The following is a 19,486-nucleotide window of genomic DNA, read 5'->3' on the forward strand; positions in this document are numbered from 1 at the left end:
TTTCACCTGTTGGGCGGCGAAATCAAGATTGCCGTCCGTGACCCAAAATCTGTCCTGACAGTGATGGCAGGCAACATCTGCCGCTGCCGCCGAGGCGGCAATATCGGAAAATTCTCAGAAACCGTTCGGGATTTTTCGGCCGCGCCGGCGCCAAATACCGGCACGTTGACCGGGTGAACCGGCGCAGACCGCCGAGCGGCTCGGCTGGCTTTTTCCCGAAGCGTCGACCTCTCGGGCAGGCGACCACTCGCAACAATGGCCCGATGAGAGGACCGTTATGAGCTCCTTCCTGGGCGAGGTGCGCGGGCACCAGTTGACCATCTTCTTTTCGCTGGCGCTCGGCCTGACATGGCTGGCGTTCATTCCCTTCTATCTGTCGCATGGCGAGAGCATTCCCTGGTTCACCTTCGGACCGGCAATCTCGGGCTTCACCGTCGCGGCACTCGCCGGCGGCTGGGGCGCGGTGAAGACCATCCTCGCCTCGATGGTGAAATGGCGCGTTCGCCCGATCTGGTATCTGGTGGCGGTCGGCCTGCCGTTCGGGACACAGCTCGCCTCGATCCTGATCAATCCGTTCCTCGGTTCGGCGGAGCCGTCGTGGGGGAACATTCCTACCTTCTCCGAGGTGGCGCCCATGATCGCGCTCTATGCCGTGTTCAGCGGTCCGCTGGGCGAGGAACCCGGCTGGCGCGGCTTCGCGACCCCGCATCTTCTTGGCCGTCGCCCCGCGCTCGCCGGCAGCCTGATCCTCGGCGTGATATGGGCAATCTGGCACTTGCCGCTCGGCCTGCTCGGCGATCTCAGCCTCTACAGCACGATCAACGTCGTGCTGGCCGGGATCGTCTTCACCTGGCTTTACCAGAACACGGGCAGCGTATTGCTGGCCATCCTGATGCATGTCTCACACCAGAACAGCGTACGCTTCCTCGCCAAGGTGTTCGTCGACGGCGACTATATCCAGCAGCAATGGCTCGGCGTCGCGATCTGGGCGGTCATCGCGGTCGCGATCGTTGCCTATTACGGCACGGAAAGCTTTGTACGGCGGCCTGCGAAGCGACTTGCCACTGCATGGATACTCGACCGGTGAGGGCGCCTGCTCGGCGCCGTCATCCCCATTTGCGATGATCGGCGAGCACTTCGTCGATCACCCGGCGCTGCCTCCCGACCTCGGCCTGGTTGGCGTCGTGACCGGCAACGGTGATGAGCGCCTTCCACAGCGTCCAGCCGCGTCCGCGCGCCCAGGTCGCGTCATCGACGGCGATGCGCGCGCGGAATGCCTCGCGGCTCTCGCCCTCGAACAGCGTCCAGGCAATCGCCAGATCGCAGGAGGGATCGCCGACGCCCGACGTGCCGAAGTCGATGACAGCGCTCAGACGGCCGTCCTCGACCAGCAGATTGCCTGAGGCGACATCGCCGTGGAACCAGACGGGCGAGCCGTGCCAGCCGGCAGCAAGCGCCGCCTTCCAGACGGCAGTGGCGGCTTGCGTATCGATCCGGCCTTCAAGCGCAGCGATGGCCTGTCTCGCCTCGTCGTCATAGACGGCCAGCGGGCCGCCGCGATAAAAATTGTGCTGGCCAGGTGCCGGCCCCGCGGTCGGATCGATCCGTTTCAGGGCGACGAGGAACTCAGCCAGCGAGACCGCGAACGCGCGAAGGTCGGCGATGTGACCGGTTTTCGCCGTCTCGCCTTCGATCCAGCGGTAGACGGACCAGTGCCAGGGATAGCCCGCCGCCGGCTCGCCCATGGCGAGCGGCTCGGGAATCGGCAGCGGCAGAAGCGGCGCGAGCTTGGGCAGCCAGCGATGCTCCTTCTCGACCTGCAGCGCATAGGGAGCAGCACTTGGCAGCCTGACCGCCATCGTGTCGCCGAGATGGAAGGTGCGGTTGTCCCAGCCGCCGAACGCGACCGGCTTCACAGGCAGATGCCGCCATTCGGGAAACTGCGCGTCGACGAGCCGGCGCACGAGAGCGGTGTCGATATCCATCTTCGGGCTGTGCATGTCGCTATCCCAAAACCGCGTCGCCTTTGGTCGACATTCATCAGTTGGGAAACTCCAATCCCATCTCGCGATAGCGCTCCGGGTCGTCGCCCCAGTTCTCGCGCACCTTGACGAACAGGAAAAGATGCACCTTCTGCTCGAGGATCTCGGCGATCTCGGCGCGCGCGGCCTGGCCGATGGCGCGGATCGTCTCGCCCTTGTGGCCAAGCACGATCTTCTTCTGGCTCTCGCGCTCGACATAGATGACCTGCTCGATGCGCACCGAGCCGTCCTTCTTCTCCTCCCACTTCTCGGTCTCGATATGCGAGGAATAGGGAAGCTCCTGATGGAGCCTCAGATAAAGCTTTTCGCGCGTGATCTCGGCCGCGAGCTGGCGCATCGGCAGATCGGAGATCTGGTCTTCCGGATAGTACCAGGGACCGGCTGGAAGGGTCTCGGCAAGATAATCGAGCAGGTCCTTGCAGCCGGAGCCGGTGAGCGCCGAGACCATGAAGGTGCGCTGGAACGGCACTCTTTCGTTCGCTGTCGCGGCCAAAGCAAGCAGCGTCTCCGGCTTGACCCGGTCGACCTTGTTGAGGACGAGCAGCATCGGCTGCTTGACGTCCTTCAGCCGGTCGAGGATGGCGTCGGCATCGCCTTTGATGCCGCGTTCGGCATCGATCAGCAGCACCACGACATCGGCATCCTTGGCGCCGCCCCAGGCGGTGGTGACCATGGCCGTGTCCAGCCGCCGCCGCGGCTTGAAGATGCCGGGCGTGTCGACGAAGACGATCTGCGCGTTGTGATGCGTGGCGATGCCGCGCACGATGGCTCGGGTGGTCTGCACCTTGTGGGTGACGATCGACACTTTCGCGCCGACCAGCTGGTTGACCAGCGTCGACTTGCCGGCATTGGGCGCGCCGATCAGCGCGACGAAGCCGGAGCGCGTGGCAGGCGTTTCGAAGGTTTCGGTGACGGTCATGCAGCGCTCCATACGCCTTCGCGCAGCAGCAACGCGGCCGCCGCCGCCTGCTCCGCTTCGCGCTTGGAACGGCCGCTGCCGATCGCCGGCGCGAAAGAGCCGACCTTGACGCTGACGGTGAACAGCGGGTCGTGGTCGGGCCCCTCGCGAGCATCCACCCGGTAGGCCGGCACCGCGCCCGACGCCGCCTGGTGCGCCCACTCCTGCAGCTCGGTCTTGGCGTCGCGGCGGGCAGCACCGATCGCCTGCGAGCGCGGCTGCCAGTAGCGATGGATAAACGCGCGGGCGGTCTCAAGGCCACCATCCAGATAAAGCACAGCGATCAGCGACTCCAGCGCGTCGGCACGCAGATTGGTTCGCTTGCGGCCTTCGAGATTGCGCACGTCGGAGCCGGCGCGGATCAGCTCCGGCAGGCCGATCTCCTCGGCGATCTCGGAGAGCGCCTCGGCATTGACCAGCGCGTTGAGGCGGAGCGACAGCTCGCCCTCGGCGGCATCCGGAAAGGCAGCGAGCAGCATGTCGGCCACGACCAGGCCGAGAACGCGGTCGCCCAAAAATTCGAAGCGTTCGTAGTCGACGCCGGCATGCGTCGAACGCGCGCTGGCATGGGTCAGCGCGCGCTGCAGACGCTGGCGGTCGGCGAAGGCGTGGCCGGTGCGCTCGACAAGCGCTTCGGCAAGGGCATCGGCGGTCAAACGCTTGGTCGCCGCCATAACCTTAGTGGACGAGATGGAACAGGCGGCCGGCACGCATCAGCGACGGCCACTTCCAGATTTCCAACGGGCTTGCGCCATCGGCGATCGAGAAGAAGATGACGTTGGCGCGGCCGACGAGGTTCTCGGCCGGCACGAAACCGACGGTGAAGCGGCTGTCGGAGGAATTGTCGCGATTGTCGCCCATCATGAAATAGTGGCCGGGCGGCACATCGAACTCGCGCGTGTTATCGCCGATCGAATTGGGCGTCAGATCGAGCGTGTCATAAGTGACGCCGTTGGGCAGCGTCTCGCGATAGACGTCGACGGGACGGTCGACCTCGGTGATGTCGGGGTTGTCGATCTGGCCGACCTTTTCGCGCGGCACCGCGGTGCCGTTGATGAAGAGCTGGCCGTCCTTGACCTGGATCTTGTCGCCGGGCAGGCCGACGACGCGCTTGATGTAGTCGACGGACGGATCCGGCGGGAACTTGAACACGACCACGTCGCCGCGCTTGGGCTCAGAGCCCCAGATGCGGCCGGAGAAAATGTTGGGGCCGAAGGGCAGCGAGTAGCGCGAATAGCCATAGGCCCATTTGGTGACGAACAGATAGTCGCCTTCGAGCAGCGTCGGCCGCATCGAGCCGGAGGGGATGGAGAAGGGCTGGAACAGCAGCGTGCGGATGACAAGCGCGAGCAGCAGAGCCTGGATGATGACGGAAAAGGTTTCCCCAAGCCCGCCGGATTTCTTCTGCGATTTTTCAGCCACGCTCATGTCGTCCTCGATTGTGCGTTGGTTGGTATAGAGTCTCGGCGCGCGCTGGGCAACGTCATGCCGCCCGTGGTCAGATGGAATCAATGTGGCGCTTGTTCGGCGGGCACTGCCTCGATGATCACAAAGGCTTGAGCAAGTGGAAAATCGTCGGTGATAGTGAGGTGGATCAGCGCATGGTGGCCCTTGGGCAGGATTTTTTCCAGCCTGGCGGCAGCGCCGCCGGTGAGCGCCATGGTGGGCGCTCCGCTGGGCAGGTTGACCACGCCCATGTCGCGCCAGAAGACGCCCTCGGCCATGCCGGTGCCAAGCGCCTTGGCGCAGGCCTCCTTGGCGGCGAAGCGCTTGGCGTAGGAAGCGGCACGGGCCGCGCGCTTCTCCGACTTGGCCTGCTCGACCTCGGTGTAGATACGCTGGATAAAGCGCTGGCCGTGCCGTTCCAGGGACTTCTCGATACGTCTGATGTCGATCAGGTCACTGCCGATGCCGATGATCATTCCGCGGGAACTTCCCGTCCGCCCTGCCGGGCCTTCCTGGCTCGCTCGGTCATTCGCCGCTGCCGTTGCGCGCGAAAAGCGGTCATGCCCCACCGCGTGACACCATAGAAGACGAGCCCGAAGACCAAGCCGAGGGGCACCGCGCCGAGAAGCATCGGCTCCAGGATCGGGTGCCACAGCTTGGCGAAGGAAAGCGTGTGCATCATTTCCCCGAGATGCTCCGGCGGCCCATGCCTGGGCAGATGTTCATGCAGGATGAGCTTGCCAGTCTCCCAGGACGCGCCCCAGAGCAGCGGGAAGGACAGCGGATTGCCGAAGAACACCGCACCGAGGGCTGCCGCCACCAGATTGCCGGCGATCACCCAGCATAGCACGGCGGCGATGATGAAGTGGAAGCCCAGCGGGAAGAAGGAGGCGAAAACGCCTGCCGCGACTCCGGCGGCCACCGAATGGGGCGTCGCTTTCAGCCGCAGAATGCGCTTGGAGAAATACTGAACGGAGCGCGAGAACGAGCGGCGCGGCCATAGGTAAGTACGCACCCGCTCCAGGAGGCCATCAGGCTCTCGGCGTCGAAAAAGCACTCTGTTTCGGTTCCTGGTCCAACACACGCTTCCCTGCCAGCCGGGTCGCGCCAACATTATCTTGCGCTTCACCGGCGCAGGAAGGCAACAAAACTTTGCTATAGCGGCGATTGCCAGACCACGGAACAGCGAAACGTCGCCGCGATGGTCTGCCGCAGGCTCTTACATGAGCGCCATTCTGGCGAAACTGAGGAAGACTGGGCAAAGCATGTTTGGCCATTCGTCCTTGCGCGACCGCGGCGCCGAGGTATCGGACGCGGTCAGCCTGGGCTTTTCAGCTAAGTTCGATATTCGCTGACCTCGACCAGGTTGTCGTCGGGATCCCGGAAATAGACCGACATCATTCTGCCGCGAGCACCGGTGCGCTCGACAGGTCCGACTTCGACCGCCACACCGTTGGCTTCGAGGCTGGCGCGGATGTCGGCAAGAGGCACCGCAGCAATGAGGCAGAAATCGCCGGAGCCCGGCGTCGGCGCCTTCGCCTTCGGCTCAAAGGTGCGAGCGACCTCGTGCAGATTGATCTTCTGCGATCCGAACAGAAGCGCGGTCGGCCGGCTCGGCTCGTCCAGCCGCCCCATGCCCAGCACGCGCTGATAGAAGTCGCAAGTCGCTTCGACAGACCGGACCGTCAGGACGAAATGATCGATGCCGGCTATCATGGGGCCTCTGCGCGCTTCGCTGGCAAAGAGATTCAACCGGCACCCTCAGGTGCTTGTTTTCATTCATCGCCAGGTCAGATATTTCGGCTTCCCGGCTTAACGGCAGGGATGGCGGCAAGTTCCGGCGGCAGGCGGTCGGGCGGGTAGGCCGGCACCTCATATTCGGCGAGCGCAATCAGCGGCACGCCGACATCGGTCTTGCCGGCCGAGCGGTCGATGATGCAGGCGGCCGCCACCACCTCGGCGCCGAGCTGGCGCAGGCAGTCGATGGTCTCGCGAATCGAGAGACCCGTGGTGACGATGTCCTCGACAATGACGACGCGCGATCCCTTTGCGATCTCGAAGCGACGCAGTCGGAACTCGCCCCCTTCCCGCTCGACCCAGACCGCCGGCGCGCCGAGATGGCGCGAGGTCTCGTAGGCCGGGATCAGGCCGCCGATCGCCGGGCCGACGACATAGTCGATCCTGCCCGGCACCGCCTCACGAATCTTCTCGGCCAGCGCCTTGCACAGGCGCTCGGTCTTGTCGGCATGCATGAAGACGCGCGCCTTCTGCAGGAAGATCGGGCTGCGCAGTCCGGACGTCAGGATGAAGTGCCCCTCGAGAACCGCGCCCGCCTCGCGGAAAATGCCCAGCACTTCATCGGTGTTCATTGTTCGCTCCATGCTCTTGGCGAGTGGTGAGTAATGAGTAGTGAATAGAATAGCGATGAGTGAATGGTGAATGGTCGTGATAGGCAACCTAATTCACTATTCACTATTTACTATTCACCCATTCACACGCCGTGCGTCGCTGACGCTCGAATTATCCTTGAGCTGCGACAGCAGCCGGTTGAGGTGCTTCAGGTCCCAAACCTCGAGGTCGATCAGCATCTCGGTGAAATCGGGCGCGGTGCGCACCATCGACAGCGTGTGGATGTTGGCATCGTTAGACGCGACGACCTGCGCGATGTCGGCGAGCGAGCCCGGCGCATTGATGGCTGTGACCGAGATGCGGGCCGGGAAGCGCTCCTTGGTACGCTCGTCGATGTCCCAGCGCACATCGATCCAGCGCTCGGGCTGGTCGTCGAAAGCCTGCAGGGCCGGCGACTGGATAGGATAAATGGTGATACCGGTTCCTGGCTGAATGATGCCGACGATGCGGTCGCCGGGCACCGCCCCTTCCGGCGCGAAGCGCACCGGCAGGTCGCCGCGCACGCCGCGGATGGGCACCGCACCGTCGCGCTGCTGGTCCTTGCCCTTGCGCGCGGCGCGGCCGGGCATCTGGAACAGCATGCCCGCGGCGTTGCGGATCTTGGACCAGCCTTCCTCGCGCTGCTTGGGCGCCGCGACCGTGACGCGCTCGTCCTTGTAGTCGGGGAAGACTGCTTTCATGACATCGGTCGAGGCAAGCTCGCCGCGGCCGACAGAGGCCAGCACGTCCTCTATATCCTTGCGCGCCAGGCGATGCAGAACCGGCTTCAGGCTTTCCTTGGTGAAGTTCTTGCCGGCGCGCTCGAAGGCGCGTTCGAGGATGCGGGCGCCGAGCCCGGAATATTGCTTGCGGATGGCATTCTTGGTGGCGCGGCGGATGGCGGCGCGCGCCTTGCCGGTGACGACGACCGATTCCCAGGCTGCCGGCGGCACCTGCGCCTTGGAGCGGATGATCTCGACCTCGTCGCCGTTCTTCAACTCCGTCATCAGCGGCATGATGCGGCCGTTGACCTTGGCGCCGACACAGGTGTCGCCGACATCGGTGTGGACGGCATAGGCGAAGTCGATGGGGGTGGCGCCGCGCGGCAGGGCGATCAGCATGCCCTTGGGCGTGAAGCAGAACACCTGGTCCTGGAACAGCTCGAGCTTGGTGTTTTCCAGGAAATCCTCGGGATTGTCGCCCTCGGCCAGTTGCTCGATGGTGCGGCGCAGCCAGGCATAGGCGTTGGTCTCCTTGGAGATCGCGTGCGCTGCGCCGTTCGGCTTGCCGCCGCTGTCCTTGTAGATCGAATGCGCGGCAACGCCGTATTCGGCGATCTTGTTCATCTCGCGGGTGCGGATCTGCAGTTCGACGCGCTGGCGCGAGGGGCCGACAATGGTGGTGTGGATCGAGCGGTAGTCATTCTGCTTCGGCGTCGAGATGTAATCCTTGAAGCGGCCAGGCACCATCGACCAGGTGGTGTGGATGGCGCCAAGCGCGCGGTAGCAGTCCTCGACGGTGTCGACGACCACACGGAAGCCGAAGATGTCGGAGAGCTGCTCGAAGGAGAGCGCCTTGGCCTCCATCTTGCGGAACACCGACCAAGGCTTCTTCTGCCGGCTTTTGACGCCGGCTTTGATCGCGTGTTTTTCGAACAGGCCGGACAACGCCTTCTCGATCTCGTCCAGCACGCCCTTGTTGCGCTCGAAGATCTCGGCGAGCCGCGCGGTGACGGCGCGATAGGCTTCCGGATTGATGTAGCGGAAGGCGATCTCCTCAAGTTCCTCGCGCATGCCTTGCATGCCCATGCGGCCGGCGAGCGGCGCATAGATGTCCATCGTCTCCTCGGCGATGCGCAGGCGCTTGGACTCGGGCATATGGTCGAGCGTGCGCATGTTGTGCAGGCGATCGGCGAGCTTGACCAGCAGAACGCGAATATCCTCGGAGATCGCCAGCAGCAGCTTGCGCAGGTTCTCCGCCTGCTCGGCCTTCTTGGAGACGAGGTCGAGCTTCTTCAGCTTGGTCAGTCCCTCGACCAGCTTGCCCATCTCGGGGCCGAACAATTCATCGATCTCGGCCCTAGTGGCGGTCGTGTCCTCGATCGTGTCGTGCAGCAGGGCAACGGCGATGGTCGCCTCGTCCATATGCATCTCGGTGAGGATGGCCGCCACTTCCAGCGGATGCGAGAAATAGGGATCGCCCGAGGCGCGCTTCTGGTGGCCATGCTTTTGCATGGCGTAGACATAGGCCTTGTTGAGCAGCGCCTCGTTGACGTCAGGCTTGTAGCGCTGCACGCGCTCGACAAGCTCATACTGACGCATCATGGGCGAAATCTCGCGGTGATGAAATGATTGATGCGCCGCACCGGCGTGCGACGCATCCCATAGATAGCCACGAAACTGACGATACGGAAGTCCCGGATGCTTGATCCAGGCCCGTGTCCAAGAGCTTAGTAGTCGTCGCTCTTTTCCGGCGGCACCAGACCCTCGATGCCGGCGAGCAGGTCTTCCTCGCTCATGCGGTCGAAGGCGATGTTCTCTTCGGCATCGTCGGTGTCGGCACCAGCGGTGGCAGCGCCGGTCTGGTCGGCGATGGCCTCGCCCTCGGCCTCCGGCTCGTCGACCTCCACATGCTTCTGCAGCGAGTGGATCAGGTCTTCCTTGAGGTCGTCCGGCGACAGCGTCTCGTCGGCGATCTCGCGCAGCGCAATGACCGGATTCTTGTCATTGTCGCGAGGAACGGTGATCTGCGCGCCCTGGCTGATCTGGCGGGCACGGTGGCCGGCGAGCAGCACGAGCTCGAAACGGTTGTCGACCTTGTCGATGCAATCTTCAACGGTTACGCGGGCCATGGACTGCCCCTTTCATGCGTGGATTTGATGGAAAACTGGCGGGCTCCATAACAAGGACGCCGCCGAAATACAAGCTTTATGGCGGGCACCGCCGAAGCACGAGCCCCTGCCCGGCTCAATATCGGACTTCGCCTTGCTTACCTGGTGCCGATCACAATTGCTTGCAATGCGCGCCCTGCCCTTGGATATCCATAAATCTGGCGTTATCTCGAAAGGGGCGGGAAGAGGGACCATTATCGGGCCTACCCGTCACGTCCTTTTAGACGACAGAAATTTTTGAAAAGGGATATTTTTCAATGTTCGATCCCCGTGAAAAGATCGCTCTTTTCATCGACGGCGCCAACCTCTACGCCACCTCGCGGGCGCTGGGCTTCGACATAGACTACCGCAAGCTTCTGTCGAGCTTTCAGAAACGCGGCTACCTGCTCAGGGCCTATTACTACACCGCGCTGGTCGAGGATCAGGAATATTCCTCGATCCGGCCGCTGATCGACTGGCTGGACTATAACGGCTTCAAGGTGGTGACCAAGCCAGCCAAGGAGTTCACCGACTCGACCGGCCGGCGCAAGATCAAGGGCAACATGGACATCGAGCTCACCGTCGATGCGCTGGAGCTTGCCGATGTCGTCGACCACTATGTCATCTTCTCCGGCGACGGCGACTTCCGCACGCTGGTCGAGGCGCTGCAGCGGCGTGGCCGCAAGGTGTCGATCATCTCGACCATGGCCTCGCAGCCGCCGATGATCTCCGACGACTTGCGCCGCCAGGCCGACCACTTCATCGACCTCATGACGCTGAAGAATGAAGTCGGCCGCGATCCATCGGAACGGCCGGTCCGCCGGCCGGAGCCGGCTGAAGCCGACGAGGACGATTATTGAGCGCGGCGGCCTTGAGCGCTGCGCCCTCCCCCGAGCCTGACCGCGATTGTCCGCTTTGTCCGCGGCTGCACGACTTCATCGCCGCCTGGCGCCAGCGCGAGCCGGGCTGGTTCAATGCACCGGTGCCGACCTTCCTGCCGCCGGAGGGCGAGGGCTCGGTCAGGCTCCTCATCGTCGGGCTGGCGCCCGGCCTGCGCGGCGCCAACCGCACCGGGCGTCCCTTCACCGGCGACTATGCCGGCGACCTGCTCTACGCAACGCTGATCGCTCAAGGGTTGGCGCGCGGGGAATTCAAGGCCAGGCCCGATGACGGGCTGGAGCTCGTCGGCACCGCGATCACCAATGCGGTGCGATGCGTGCCGCCGGAAAACAAGCCGGTCGGCGCCGAGATCGCCACCTGCCGGACCTTCCTCAAACCGACGATCGCGCGCTTTGCCAATCTGCGGGCCATCCTGACGCTGGGCTCGATCGCGCATCAATCGACGGTGCGGGCGCTGGGCGGGCGCGTCGCCACCCTTCCGTTCCGCCACGGCGGACGACAGCAGGCCGGCGGCATCACGCTGTTCTCCAGCTATCACTGCTCGCGCTACAACACCAACACCGGTGTGCTGACGGAAGCGATGTTCGTCGATGTCTTCAAGGAGATAGCAGCCTTCCTGAAGAGCTAGGGTCCGGCGCCGCGGCAAACAACTCCGACAGCCTCGCCGGCCCGCCCTTCAGCACATTCAGGTCGACGTCGCCGTCGATGCCGTCGACACGGCCTGTGTCGAGATATTGCCAATAGACCCAGTCGTCGTCGTTCAGCGGCCCCCGCACAGAGCGCAGCCAGCGCTGGCGTACCGCGATATGAGCGGCATAGGTCGGTGCCGTCTCATCGGTTATATAGAGAATGGCCGGCTTGCCGTAAGCCGCCTCGACCGGGCCAAGGAATGCCAGCAGTTCGGCGTTCAGCTCGGCGGGCGAAGGGCGTCGCGGACAATTGCCGTGGAACTCGATGTCGACCACCGGCGGCAAGAGCTGCTCGCCGCGCGGCACGACCGATATGAAGTTCCTGGCCTGGTCGGCACCCGGGCGGCAGAAGGTGAAGAAATGATAGGCGCCGACAGCGAGGCCCGCCGCGCGGGCCTGGCGCAAATTCTCAGCAAAGGCATCATCGACATAATCACCACCTTCCGTCGCCTTGATGATGGCGAAAACGACATCGTCGGCCGCGACGCGCGGCCAGTCGATCCTGCCCTGGTGATGCGAAACATCGATGCCCCTTAAGGGGAATTTGCCGCGATCCGGCGGGAAAGCACGGTGCCGGAAGAAGCCCTCTGCCCATGTGGCAAGCGCCAGAAAGACGAAAGCCAGGGCCAGGGCAATCAAGCCGTTCCTCAAGCCTTGGCTCCCTGCTCGCCTTGCCCGCATATCGAAGGTGGCTTTATCCGCGCTCCTTAAGGAGCCGTCCCTTCTCGCGCGACCAGTCGCGCTGCTTTTCGGTCTCGCGCTTGTCGTGCAGCTTCTTGCCGCGGGCGATGGCGAGCAGGAGCTTGGCGCGGCCGCGATCGTTGAAATAGATTTTCAGCGGCACCAGCGTCATGCCTTCGCGCTCCACGCTCTGGGCAAGCTTGGCCATCTCGCGCTTGCTGACGAGCAGCTTACGGCGCCGGCGCGGCTCGTGGTTGAAGCGGTTGGCCTGGAGATATTCCGGCAGATAGGAATTGATCAGCCAGATCTCGCCGCCTTCGGCGGAGGCGTAGCTCTCCTGGATGTTCGCCTGGCCCTGGCGCAGCGACTTGACCTCGGTGCCGGTCAGCACCAAGCCGGTCTCGATCGTGTCGAGCACCTCGTAGGAAAAGCGCGCCTTGCGGTTTTCGGCGACCGTCCTGTTGTTGGGGTCGGCTTTCTTGACTTGATTCATGATGCGGAGAGGTGGCGCCTCATCCCTAATTAATCAAGCCGGCGTGCTTCAGCGCCGCGTCGAGCTTCTCGGCGGTCGAAGCTTCGACCGTCACCAGCGGCGAGCGGACCACGTTCTCGACCTTGCCCAGCTTCGACAGGGCGTATTTGGCGCCGGATACGCCGGGCTCCACGAAAATTGCTTTATGCAGCGGCAGGAGACGATCCTGCAGTTCTAGCGCCTTGGCGCTGTCGCCGGAGAGCGTGGCTTCCTGGAACTCGGCGCAAAGGCGCGGCGCGACATTCGACGTCACCGAGATGCAGCCGACGCCGCCATGCGCATTGAAGCCGAGCGCGGACGCATCCTCACCGGAAAGCTGGATGAAATCCTTGCCGCAGGTCATGCGCTGTTCCGAGACGCGCTCGACCTTGCCGGTCGCATCCTTGACGCCGGCGATGTTCTTGAAGTCGTGGCGCAGCCTGCCCATCGTCTCCGGGGTCATGTCGATCACCGAGCGCGGCGGGATGTTGTAGATGATGATCGGCAGCTTGGTTGCCCTGGCAACGGCTGCGAAATGCTCGTAGAGGCCGCGCTGGGTCGGCTTGTTGTAATAAGGCGTGACGACCAGGGCTGCATCGGCGCCGGCCTTTTCGGCATACTGCACCAGGCCGACGGCTTCCTCGGTGTTGTTGGAGCCGGCACCGGCCACAACTGGAACCCTGCCCCTGGCGACCTCGATGCAGACCTTGACGACATTGCGGTGCTCGTCATGCGACAGCGTCGGCGACTCGCCGGTGGTGCCGACGGGCACGAGGCCCTTGGTGCCCTCGGCGATCTGCCATTCGACAAACGCGCGAAAGGCTTTCTCGTCGAAACGCCCGCTCTTTTCGAACGGTGTCACGAGCGCAGTCAGCGAGCCTCTCAGCATATTGTCCAAACTCCTTGGGACTTTGTTGGTCCAAGCATGTCGCTCTCCCAAAGCCGGGTGCCCACTTTGGGCGACATGCATCAGCGTTTTGTCGATGCGTAAATTCCCGCGCCTTCTAATCGAAAGCGAAGCCGCGCACCATAGTCTCGACACGGTTCAGCGGCAAGCATTGCTGTAGTGCCAGCAAGCGTAATTCGAACGGCCTCGATAACCTTTTGTTTACGAGCCTTTCACGACCTAAGTTTAGGCTCCGGGTCGGCCTCGAAGGCCCTGCCTGCTGACAATGTGCCGGGGTGGAACATGCCGACAAATCGGCCTCATCTGTTCGCGCTTTTGAGCGCGGCCGTCGCGCTGATACCGGGTATGGCGATCGGCGGCAGCGTCGACGTGCGCGTGACGGCGGCGATTGCCGCGCCGGGCTCGCCGTCGGCCGCGGACCAGGCGCAGCAGCCTCAGCCCCCGGCCAGCATCGCGCAATTGAAGAGCGGTCTCGACGCGCTCGCGGTGAACAACATCGCCGCGGCGCGCAATGCTCGCGACACGCTGCCCGCCACCTCGCTCGACCGGCACATTCTGGCCTGGGCGATCGCGCTCTATGGCGGCGACCAGGTGCCGAGCGGCGAAATCGCCGATGCCGCCAAGATGCTGCCTGGATGGCCGGGCACGATCGCGCTGCGCAGGAACAGCGAGCGCGCGCTCTATCGCGAGAACCCGCCGCCGCAAGTGGTGGTGCGGGCCTTCGGCCGCAGCCAGCCGCTGACGCCGGAAGGCGTGATCATCCTTGCCCGCTCGCAGGTGGCGCTGGGCGATCAAGCGGCGGCGCGCGCGGTGCTGGTGCCCTTCTGGCGCACGGAGAAGCTGGATGCCCAGGACGAAACTTCCATCATCAAGGAATTCGGCACGCTGATCCCTGCGGCCGATCATCGCTATCGCATGGAGCGCATGTTCTATGCCGACCGGCCGTCCTCGGCGCTGCGCGTCGCCGGCATTGCCGGCGCCCAGCAACTGGCGGATGCCTGGGTGGCGGTCGATAAAGGCGAAAAAAACGCGGCGAAACTGTTGAAGGCGGTGCCGGCGGCGCAGCGTTCGGCCGGCTATTTCTTCGCCGAGGCAGAATATCTGCGCAAGCAGCAAAAACTTGCCGATGCCGCGGCAGTCGTGATGAAGGCGCCGACCAATCGCGACGCGCTGGTCGATCCCGATGCCTGGTGGGTGGAGCGGCGCGTTCTTTCGCGCGAGCTGGTCGATCAGGGCGACATAAAGACCGCCTACAAGATCGCCTCCATGCATGCGGCCGAAAGCGCGGCCAGCGCCGCGGAAGCCGAGTTCCATGCCGGCTGGTATGCATTGCGCGGTCTCAACGACCCGGCAGCAGCCGCCTCGCATTTTTCACGCATCGCCGAGCTCGCCCAGGGACCGGTGTCGCTGTCGCGCGCCTATTACTGGCTTGGCCGCGCCGCGGAAGTCGGCGGCCCGGGCAGCGCCAAGGACTATTTCACCCGGGCCGCCAGCTACGGCACCACCTTCTACGGCCAGCTTGCCGGCGAGCGTGTGGGCCTCAGAACCTTGAGCATCGTCCATCCCACGCCCAGCGCGGCCGACCGCCAAAGCTTCGAGGGCCGCGAGGCGGTGAAAGCGATCAAGCGGCTGCAGGAGGCAGGGTATGACCGCTATGCCGAGACGCTCTACCGCGACCTCGCGGGGCAGCTGACCAGCCCCGGCGAGCTTGCGCTGCTGGCGGGGCTTGCCGAAAAACAGGGCAACCATTTCATGGCGCTGAAGGTCGGCAAGATCGCCGCCCAGCGCGGCATCGATGTGGGTGCGCTTTCGCATCCGTTGGGTGTCATTCCCGATTCGGCCGATATCTCCGGCTCCGGCAAGGCGCTGGCCTATGCCATCGCCCGCCAGGAGAGCGAGTTCAATGTCGCGGCGATTTCCAGCGCGGGCGCGCGCGGCCTCTTGCAGTTGATGCCGGGTACCGCCAAGCAACTGGCGAAGAAGGCCGGCATGACCTTCTCGCAAACGCGGCTGACGACCGATGCCGGTTACAACGCGACGCTGGGGTCAGCTTTTCTCGGCGAGCAGCTCGACCGCTTCAACGGCTCCTATGTGCTGACCTTCGCGGGGTACAATGCCGGCCCAAACCGCGCCGCCCAGTGGGTGGCGAAATACGGTGATCCGCGCGGCAAGGACGTGGACGCCGTCGTCGACTGGGTCGAGCGGATCCCCTACACGGAAACAAGAAGTTACGTGCAGCGCGTGATGGAGAATTATGAAGTCTACAAGATGCGTATTTCCGGCAAATACGACATCGTCGGGGATCTGGTGAACGGGCGGAGTTGATCGCCGTGGGGCGTATGCAAGCCTCAGGTTGGCGATCCTTCGCGCCCCTCTGTCCTGCCGGACACCTCCCGCACTTGGAGATTGGCAGTTTCGCTGCCGGCTCGTTCATGCCGCTTTGGCGATGGGTAAAAGCTTAGATGACAGTCAATCCCCTTGCGGGGAGATGTCCGACAGAACAGAGGAGATGCTGTCCCGCCAGCGTGGCAAGGTTGTGTAGCGTGCCTTCCCATCATTTGACCGCGGCCGCCCTCGCCTGTAGCTGTCGGTCACCTCAGCGAGGAGCAGCATCCCGATGGCGAGCGACGGTTTCTCCGACTTCTTCTATGCCGCACCCGATGGGCTGAAACTGCATGCCCGCATTTATGGCGAGGCGAACGGTGGCTGGCCGATCGTTTGCCTGCCCGGCCTCACCCGCAATGCGCGCGACTTCCATGAGCTCGCGCTTTACCTCTCCGGCAAGGCGAAGACGCCGCGCAAGGTCGTCGCTTTCGACTATCGCGGCCGTGGCCGATCCGACTACGATCCCGACATCAGCCACTACAATGTCGGCGTCGAAGCCGGCGACGTGCTCGCTGGCTTGTCAGCGCTGGGTATCGAAGAGGCTGGCTTCATCGGCACCTCGCGCGGCGGACTGATCATCCATGTGCTCGGCGCGCTGAAGCCGGCCGCCTTGAAAGCCATTGTCCTCAACGATATTGGCCCGGTGATCGAGGCGGAAGGTCTTGCCCATATCCGCTCATATCTCGATCGCGCGCCGAGGCCGAAGACATTCGCCGAGGCGGTCGACACGCAGCGGCGCGTGCATGGTGCCGGCTTCCCTGCGCTCACCGATGCCGACTGGGCGCGCATGGTTGGCGCCATCTGCCGCGACACGGATGCCGGGCTGGTGCCCGATTTCGATCCTGCCCTGGTCGAGACCCTGGCCAATGTCGACTTCAGCAAGCCACTGCCGGATCTTTGGCCACAGTTCAACGCGCTTGCCGCCGTGCCGTTGCTCGCCATACGCGGCGGCAATTCGACGCTTCTCTCCACCGCGACGATCGAGGAGATGGCAAAGCGTCATCCCGGCATGGAGACGATCACTGTCGAAGGCCAGGGACACGCGCCCTTGCTGGACACCGGTGAGTTGCCGAAGAAGATCGCGGATTTCCTCGATCGCGCCGAAGCCCAGTCGAAGTAGAGTAAAGTCCGAGACTAACGCTACCCCGGGCTTGTTTTTGAAATATAGATTCCCGGCGCGTGGCGTGCCCCCTATTTGCCCTTCGAGCTCTTGCGGCGCGCCTTCGCCGGCTCCGAGCCGCTCTCCTTGCGGGCGGCTTTGGCCGATGAAGGCGTGGTCAACGGGGACGCAAACACCGAGTTCTCTGCGGGCCGCGGCGCCTCTTCGGCGCGCGGCTTCTCGAGCACGACGACGCAGCCATCGAGGTCGTTGGTGGCGAGGTGCGCGTAACGCATGGTCATCGACAGCGTCTGGTGACCGAGCCACATCTGCACGCGCCGGATATCGATGCCGCCCTGGACGAGTCGCGAAGCGCAGGTGTGGCGCAGGATATGCGGCACCACTTGCTCATCGGCGCCAAGACCGACTTCGGCCTTCGCCTCATTCCAGATGGCGCGGTACTGTGCCTGCGTGAGCTTGGTGAACGGACCCTTTGGCCGGCGGCCTTCGGTGGTCGGCGGCAGCTTGATCACCTCCTTGACCCGCTCGGTCATCGGGATGGTGCGGCTGCGGCCCGACTTTGTGATCCAGAAGCTGACGCGGTGTTCCTGGATGTCGTTCCAGATCAGGCCGAGCGCCTCGCCGAGACGGCAGCCGGTGTCGACCAGGAAGACCGAAAGTCTGTAAGCATCCTCGCTGCGGCTCTTGATGGCCGCGAACAGCCTTGTCTCTTCGTCCCTTTCGAGGAAACGAATCCGTCCCGCCCGCTCCTTCTGGCGGCGGAACTCGGGCAGGCTGTGGATATCTCCCATCTTATGAGCCTTGCGCAGCAGCTTGCTGAGTGCAGCCATCTTGCGATTGATGGTTGCGTTGCTGTTCCCGCGCTGGCGCAAGGTACCGATAAGACTGTCCAGGGTGTTCTGGTCAAAGGTGCTGAAACGCTCTCCCAGAAGGATCTCGTCTATTTCACCAATGAATGAGCTGACATTGTATTTATGCCGCCCATCATCCCAGAGTATATCCCGGTATGCTGTAAAGAGCTCACTGACCCTGTACGACTTTACTTCCCGGATCTTGTTATAGGTGTACCTAAATTTCGAATTCTGAGAAGAAAATACCGCAAAATGACCAGAGGGCTCCCCCTCTCGAATCGCTTCATTCGACATTTTTAGCCACACCCCCTGTGGTTAAGGGACCAGCCCTAACCGCTCGGGAGCATCCTTTCAAGAGTTTTCGAGTCTGGTCTCCGACCCCATCCGCCGATGGCGGATCCCACAAAGTCGCTCTACAGACCCGATCAGCTTACCGTTTTCACCCCCGTCCTTTCGTTGCGTTGATCCATCGCGAAAAGCAAAACGGCCCGGGCGCAGAGATGCCCGGGCCGGATTTCAGTTGTAGCAGTCCAGCCCTTAGAAGGAGCGCTGGAAGCGGAGCATGCCGCCCACGCTGTTTTCCTTGTCGGCGTTGGTCCAGTTGGAGACGGAGTCGTCGCCAAGGTGGAGGTAGTCAACTTCGGCGGTCACCGTGAAGCCGGGAACGATGTCGTAGGCGACGTTCGCAGCGACGCCGACGTTCTTGCCATCGTCAGCAGACACCTGGAGGTTGAACGAGGTCTTCTCGTTGAACTTGTAGGTGCCGCCGCCCCACACTGCCCAGTTACCGCTCCACTGCTTGTAGAAGCCGCGGCCGCCAGCGTTGATACCAGTGCCCGGAGCATGGACTTCCAACAGGTTGTCGTCGGTACCGTAGCCAGCCATGATGAACAGCGAGATCGCGTCAGTGGCATTCACGTCCAAGCGGACCTTACCAGCGACTTCTTCATAGTTGCTGTCATAAGCGATGACGCCGCTGATGGCGCCCCAGCCCTGCGTCCACTTCAGGCCGCCGACGACATGCGGAACATAGCTGTCGATCGTGCCGACGACGCCCGAGCCTTCTTCGAGCGAGAGGACGGCGGAGAAGCCGTTGCCGGCGTCGAAGTAGTACTGGACGACGTTGGTGTCGAAGTCGCCGTAGGGAACGAGCGTATCCTGGATGACGTTGCCGGCGTAGCCGATGAACGTGTTGAAGGCCGATTCGTCCTTACCAACTCGGAGGCCACCGAGCTGGATCCAGGCGAAGTTCAGCGAGACGGCCTTGTTGGCGGCGGGGTTGCCGAGCAGGTTCGTAACGGGGGCTGTGGTAGGACCAGTAACAGTGACCTGGCCGTAGTTGTTGCGGTTGCCGAAGTTGAACCGGGTCTCGGTGTAGGTCTTCAAGGTGCCGAGCTCGGTCTCCTGGCCGGTCCAGGTCTTCAGCGTGAAGCGCGCATTCTTGTAGAAGGTGTCCTGCTCGTCACCATCTTGGTGGTCAAAGGACCGCGCGCCGTCGAACGAGCCGACGTCGCCGACGCCGATGTCGTAGCGGACATAGCCGCCGATGCGCAGGCAGGTCTCGGTGCCGGGGATGTAGAAGTAGCCCGAGCCGTACACGTCGCAGATCCTGACGTATTCAGCCGGTTCCGGCTCGGCGACGGTCACCGCGTCGGCGGCGCGAGCACCGGAAACTGCGATCATGGCCGCAGCTGAGCCGAGAAGAAGGCTCTTGATGTTCATTTTCTGACCTCCAGTCA

21 protein-coding genes are annotated in these 19,486 nt (G+C 63.5%); 6 read left to right on the forward strand and 15 right to left on the reverse strand.

What is annotated here, in order from left to right; genetic code table 11:
- Positions 1-277: 277 nt before the first annotated feature.
- Positions 278-1,087, forward strand: a complete 810-nt coding sequence (locus EOA79_RS17720) for a type II CAAX endopeptidase family protein (protein ID WP_095823679.1) — start codon at positions 278-280, stop codon at positions 1,085-1,087.
- Between the two features lie 19 nt (positions 1,088-1,106).
- On the opposite strand, the gene EOA79_RS17725 is transcribed toward EOA79_RS17720, so the two are convergent.
- The 6 genes from EOA79_RS17725 to EOA79_RS17750 form a co-directional block, all read right to left on the reverse strand.
- On the reverse strand, positions 1,107-2,000 hold the full coding sequence (locus EOA79_RS17725; RefSeq protein ID WP_095823680.1) for an aminoglycoside phosphotransferase family protein: 894 nt from the start codon (positions 1,998-2,000) through the stop codon (positions 1,107-1,109).
- A gap of 40 nt (positions 2,001-2,040) precedes the next feature.
- Complete coding sequence (gene era, locus EOA79_RS17730; RefSeq protein ID WP_095823681.1) at positions 2,041-2,973, reverse strand: GTPase Era; 933 nt, start codon at positions 2,971-2,973, stop codon at positions 2,041-2,043.
- A complete protein-coding gene (gene rnc / locus EOA79_RS17735) occupies positions 2,958-3,674 on the reverse strand; it encodes a ribonuclease III (RefSeq protein WP_066997455.1) in 717 nt (238 codons plus the stop codon). The genes era and rnc overlap by 16 nt, the downstream gene beginning before the upstream one ends.
- 4 nt (positions 3,675-3,678) lie before the next feature.
- Positions 3,679-4,428: a signal peptidase I gene (gene lepB, locus EOA79_RS17740; RefSeq protein WP_066997458.1), complete on the reverse strand. Its 750-nt coding sequence runs from the start codon at positions 4,426-4,428 to the stop codon at positions 3,679-3,681.
- Between the two features lie 80 nt (positions 4,429-4,508).
- Complete coding sequence (gene acpS / locus EOA79_RS17745; protein ID WP_067321104.1) at positions 4,509-4,922, reverse strand: holo-ACP synthase; 414 nt, start codon at positions 4,920-4,922, stop codon at positions 4,509-4,511.
- Complete coding sequence (locus EOA79_RS17750; protein WP_067321101.1) at positions 4,919-5,503, reverse strand: DUF2062 domain-containing protein; 585 nt, start codon at positions 5,501-5,503, stop codon at positions 4,919-4,921. The genes acpS and EOA79_RS17750 overlap by 4 nt, the downstream gene beginning before the upstream one ends.
- A gap of 166 nt (positions 5,504-5,669) precedes the next feature.
- Between EOA79_RS17750 and EOA79_RS34140 the strand changes: the two genes are divergently transcribed.
- A complete protein-coding gene (locus EOA79_RS34140; RefSeq protein WP_259979799.1) occupies positions 5,670-5,801 on the forward strand; it encodes a hypothetical protein in 132 nt (43 codons plus the stop codon).
- On the opposite strand, the gene EOA79_RS17755 is transcribed toward EOA79_RS34140, so the two are convergent.
- From EOA79_RS17755 to rpoZ, 4 genes are all read right to left on the reverse strand, one after another.
- Entirely contained in the window at positions 5,782-6,162 is a 381-nt protein-coding gene (locus tag EOA79_RS17755; protein ID WP_066997467.1) for a VOC family protein, read from the reverse strand. The genes EOA79_RS34140 and EOA79_RS17755 overlap by 20 nt on opposite strands.
- A 74-nt stretch (positions 6,163-6,236) precedes the next feature.
- Positions 6,237-6,815, reverse strand: a complete 579-nt coding sequence (pyrE, locus tag EOA79_RS17760; protein WP_095823682.1) for an orotate phosphoribosyltransferase — start codon at positions 6,813-6,815, stop codon at positions 6,237-6,239.
- A gap of 114 nt (positions 6,816-6,929) precedes the next feature.
- Complete coding sequence (locus tag EOA79_RS17765) at positions 6,930-9,158, reverse strand: bifunctional (p)ppGpp synthetase/guanosine-3',5'-bis(diphosphate) 3'-pyrophosphohydrolase (RefSeq protein ID WP_066997471.1); 2,229 nt, start codon at positions 9,156-9,158, stop codon at positions 6,930-6,932.
- Between the two features lie 125 nt (positions 9,159-9,283).
- A complete protein-coding gene (gene rpoZ, locus EOA79_RS17770) occupies positions 9,284-9,685 on the reverse strand; it encodes a DNA-directed RNA polymerase subunit omega (protein WP_067321093.1) in 402 nt (133 codons plus the stop codon).
- Positions 9,686-9,981: 296 nt separating this feature from the next.
- Here rpoZ and EOA79_RS17775 point away from each other — a divergent pair, with 296 nt between their 5' ends.
- Together EOA79_RS17775 and EOA79_RS17780 are read left to right on the forward strand one after the other, a co-directional pair.
- On the forward strand, positions 9,982-10,563 hold the full coding sequence (locus EOA79_RS17775; protein ID WP_066997475.1) for an NYN domain-containing protein: 582 nt from the start codon (positions 9,982-9,984) through the stop codon (positions 10,561-10,563).
- Positions 10,560-11,231 carry a uracil-DNA glycosylase gene (locus EOA79_RS17780; RefSeq protein ID WP_164748189.1) on the forward strand — a complete coding sequence of 224 codons (672 nt, stop codon included), beginning with the start codon at positions 10,560-10,562 and terminating at the stop codon, positions 11,229-11,231. The genes EOA79_RS17775 and EOA79_RS17780 overlap by 4 nt, the downstream gene beginning before the upstream one ends.
- Here the strand turns inward: EOA79_RS17780 and EOA79_RS17785 are convergent.
- From EOA79_RS17785 to dapA, 3 genes are all read right to left on the reverse strand, one after another.
- Positions 11,200-11,901: a glycoside hydrolase family 25 protein gene (locus EOA79_RS17785; protein WP_245322309.1), complete on the reverse strand. Its 702-nt coding sequence runs from the start codon at positions 11,899-11,901 to the stop codon at positions 11,200-11,202. The two genes, EOA79_RS17780 and EOA79_RS17785, sit on opposite strands and share 32 nt — an antisense overlap.
- Positions 11,902-11,986: 85 nt before the next feature.
- Positions 11,987-12,466 (reverse strand): SsrA-binding protein SmpB, encoded by a 480-nt coding sequence (gene smpB, locus EOA79_RS17790; protein WP_067321086.1) that lies wholly within the window; start codon positions 12,464-12,466, stop codon positions 11,987-11,989.
- A 25-nt stretch (positions 12,467-12,491) separates the two neighbouring features.
- Positions 12,492-13,373 (reverse strand): 4-hydroxy-tetrahydrodipicolinate synthase, encoded by an 882-nt coding sequence (dapA, locus tag EOA79_RS17795; RefSeq protein ID WP_095823685.1) that lies wholly within the window; start codon positions 13,371-13,373, stop codon positions 12,492-12,494.
- A 300-nt stretch (positions 13,374-13,673) separates the two neighbouring features.
- Here dapA and EOA79_RS17800 point away from each other — a divergent pair, with 300 nt between their 5' ends.
- Both EOA79_RS17800 and EOA79_RS17805 read left to right on the forward strand, forming a co-directional pair.
- Positions 13,674-15,716, forward strand: a complete 2,043-nt coding sequence (locus EOA79_RS17800; RefSeq protein WP_095800126.1) for a lytic transglycosylase domain-containing protein — start codon at positions 13,674-13,676, stop codon at positions 15,714-15,716.
- Between the two features lie 292 nt (positions 15,717-16,008).
- Positions 16,009-16,896 carry an alpha/beta hydrolase gene (locus EOA79_RS17805; protein WP_095823686.1) on the forward strand — a complete coding sequence of 296 codons (888 nt, stop codon included), beginning with the start codon at positions 16,009-16,011 and terminating at the stop codon, positions 16,894-16,896.
- Positions 16,897-16,967: 71 nt separating this feature from the next.
- Here the strand turns inward: EOA79_RS17805 and EOA79_RS17810 are convergent, their stop codons facing one another.
- Together EOA79_RS17810 and EOA79_RS17815 are read right to left on the reverse strand one after the other, a co-directional pair.
- On the reverse strand, positions 16,968-18,041 hold the full coding sequence (locus EOA79_RS17810; protein WP_095823687.1) for a site-specific integrase: 1,074 nt from the start codon (positions 18,039-18,041) through the stop codon (positions 16,968-16,970).
- 243 nt (positions 18,042-18,284) lie between these two features.
- The gene (locus EOA79_RS17815) at positions 18,285-19,469 is read right to left on the reverse strand and encodes a porin (RefSeq protein ID WP_066997498.1); all 1,185 of its coding nucleotides are present in this window, start codon (positions 19,467-19,469) and stop codon (positions 18,285-18,287) included.
- Positions 19,470-19,486: the final 17 nt, after the last annotated feature.

It is taken from the genome of Mesorhizobium sp. M1A.F.Ca.IN.020.03.2.1, from assembly GCF_004023205.1.
Taxonomy (GTDB): Bacteria; Pseudomonadota; Alphaproteobacteria; order Rhizobiales; family Rhizobiaceae; genus Mesorhizobium.

Bases quoted from the DNA above. Each gene is read 5' to 3' on its own strand.
- EOA79_RS17720 (WP_095823679.1), top strand. From the start codon at position 278: ATGAGCTCCTTCCTGGGCGAGGTGCGCGGGCACCAGTTGACCATCTTC.
- EOA79_RS17725 (WP_095823680.1), bottom strand. From the start codon at position 2,000: ATGCACAGCCCGAAGATGGATATCGACACCGCTCTCGTGCGCCGGCTC.
- era (WP_095823681.1), bottom strand. From the start codon at position 2,973: ATGGAGCGCTGCATGACCGTCACCGAAACCTTCGAAACGCCTGCCACG.
- rnc (WP_066997455.1), bottom strand. From the start codon at position 3,674: ATGGCGGCGACCAAGCGTTTGACCGCCGATGCCCTTGCCGAAGCGCTT.
- lepB (WP_066997458.1), bottom strand. From the start codon at position 4,428: ATGAGCGTGGCTGAAAAATCGCAGAAGAAATCCGGCGGGCTTGGGGAA.
- acpS (WP_067321104.1), bottom strand. From the start codon at position 4,922: ATGATCATCGGCATCGGCAGTGACCTGATCGACATCAGACGTATCGAG.
- EOA79_RS34140 (WP_259979799.1), top strand. From the start codon at position 5,670: ATGAGCGCCATTCTGGCGAAACTGAGGAAGACTGGGCAAAGCATGTTT.
- EOA79_RS17755 (WP_066997467.1), bottom strand. From the start codon at position 6,162: ATGATAGCCGGCATCGATCATTTCGTCCTGACGGTCCGGTCTGTCGAA.
- pyrE (WP_095823682.1), bottom strand. From the start codon at position 6,815: ATGAACACCGATGAAGTGCTGGGCATTTTCCGCGAGGCGGGCGCGGTT.
- EOA79_RS17765 (WP_066997471.1), bottom strand. From the start codon at position 9,158: ATGATGCGTCAGTATGAGCTTGTCGAGCGCGTGCAGCGCTACAAGCCT.
- rpoZ (WP_067321093.1), bottom strand. From the start codon at position 9,685: ATGGCCCGCGTAACCGTTGAAGATTGCATCGACAAGGTCGACAACCGT.
- EOA79_RS17775 (WP_066997475.1), top strand. From the start codon at position 9,982: ATGTTCGATCCCCGTGAAAAGATCGCTCTTTTCATCGACGGCGCCAAC.
- smpB (WP_067321086.1), bottom strand. From the start codon at position 12,466: ATGAATCAAGTCAAGAAAGCCGACCCCAACAACAGGACGGTCGCCGAA.
- dapA (WP_095823685.1), bottom strand. From the start codon at position 13,373: ATGCTGAGAGGCTCGCTGACTGCGCTCGTGACACCGTTCGAAAAGAGC.
- EOA79_RS17800 (WP_095800126.1), top strand. From the start codon at position 13,674: ATGCCGACAAATCGGCCTCATCTGTTCGCGCTTTTGAGCGCGGCCGTC.
- EOA79_RS17805 (WP_095823686.1), top strand. From the start codon at position 16,009: ATGGCGAGCGACGGTTTCTCCGACTTCTTCTATGCCGCACCCGATGGG.
- EOA79_RS17810 (WP_095823687.1), bottom strand. From the start codon at position 18,041: ATGTCGAATGAAGCGATTCGAGAGGGGGAGCCCTCTGGTCATTTTGCG.
- EOA79_RS17815 (WP_066997498.1), bottom strand. From the start codon at position 19,469: ATGAACATCAAGAGCCTTCTTCTCGGCTCAGCTGCGGCCATGATCGCA.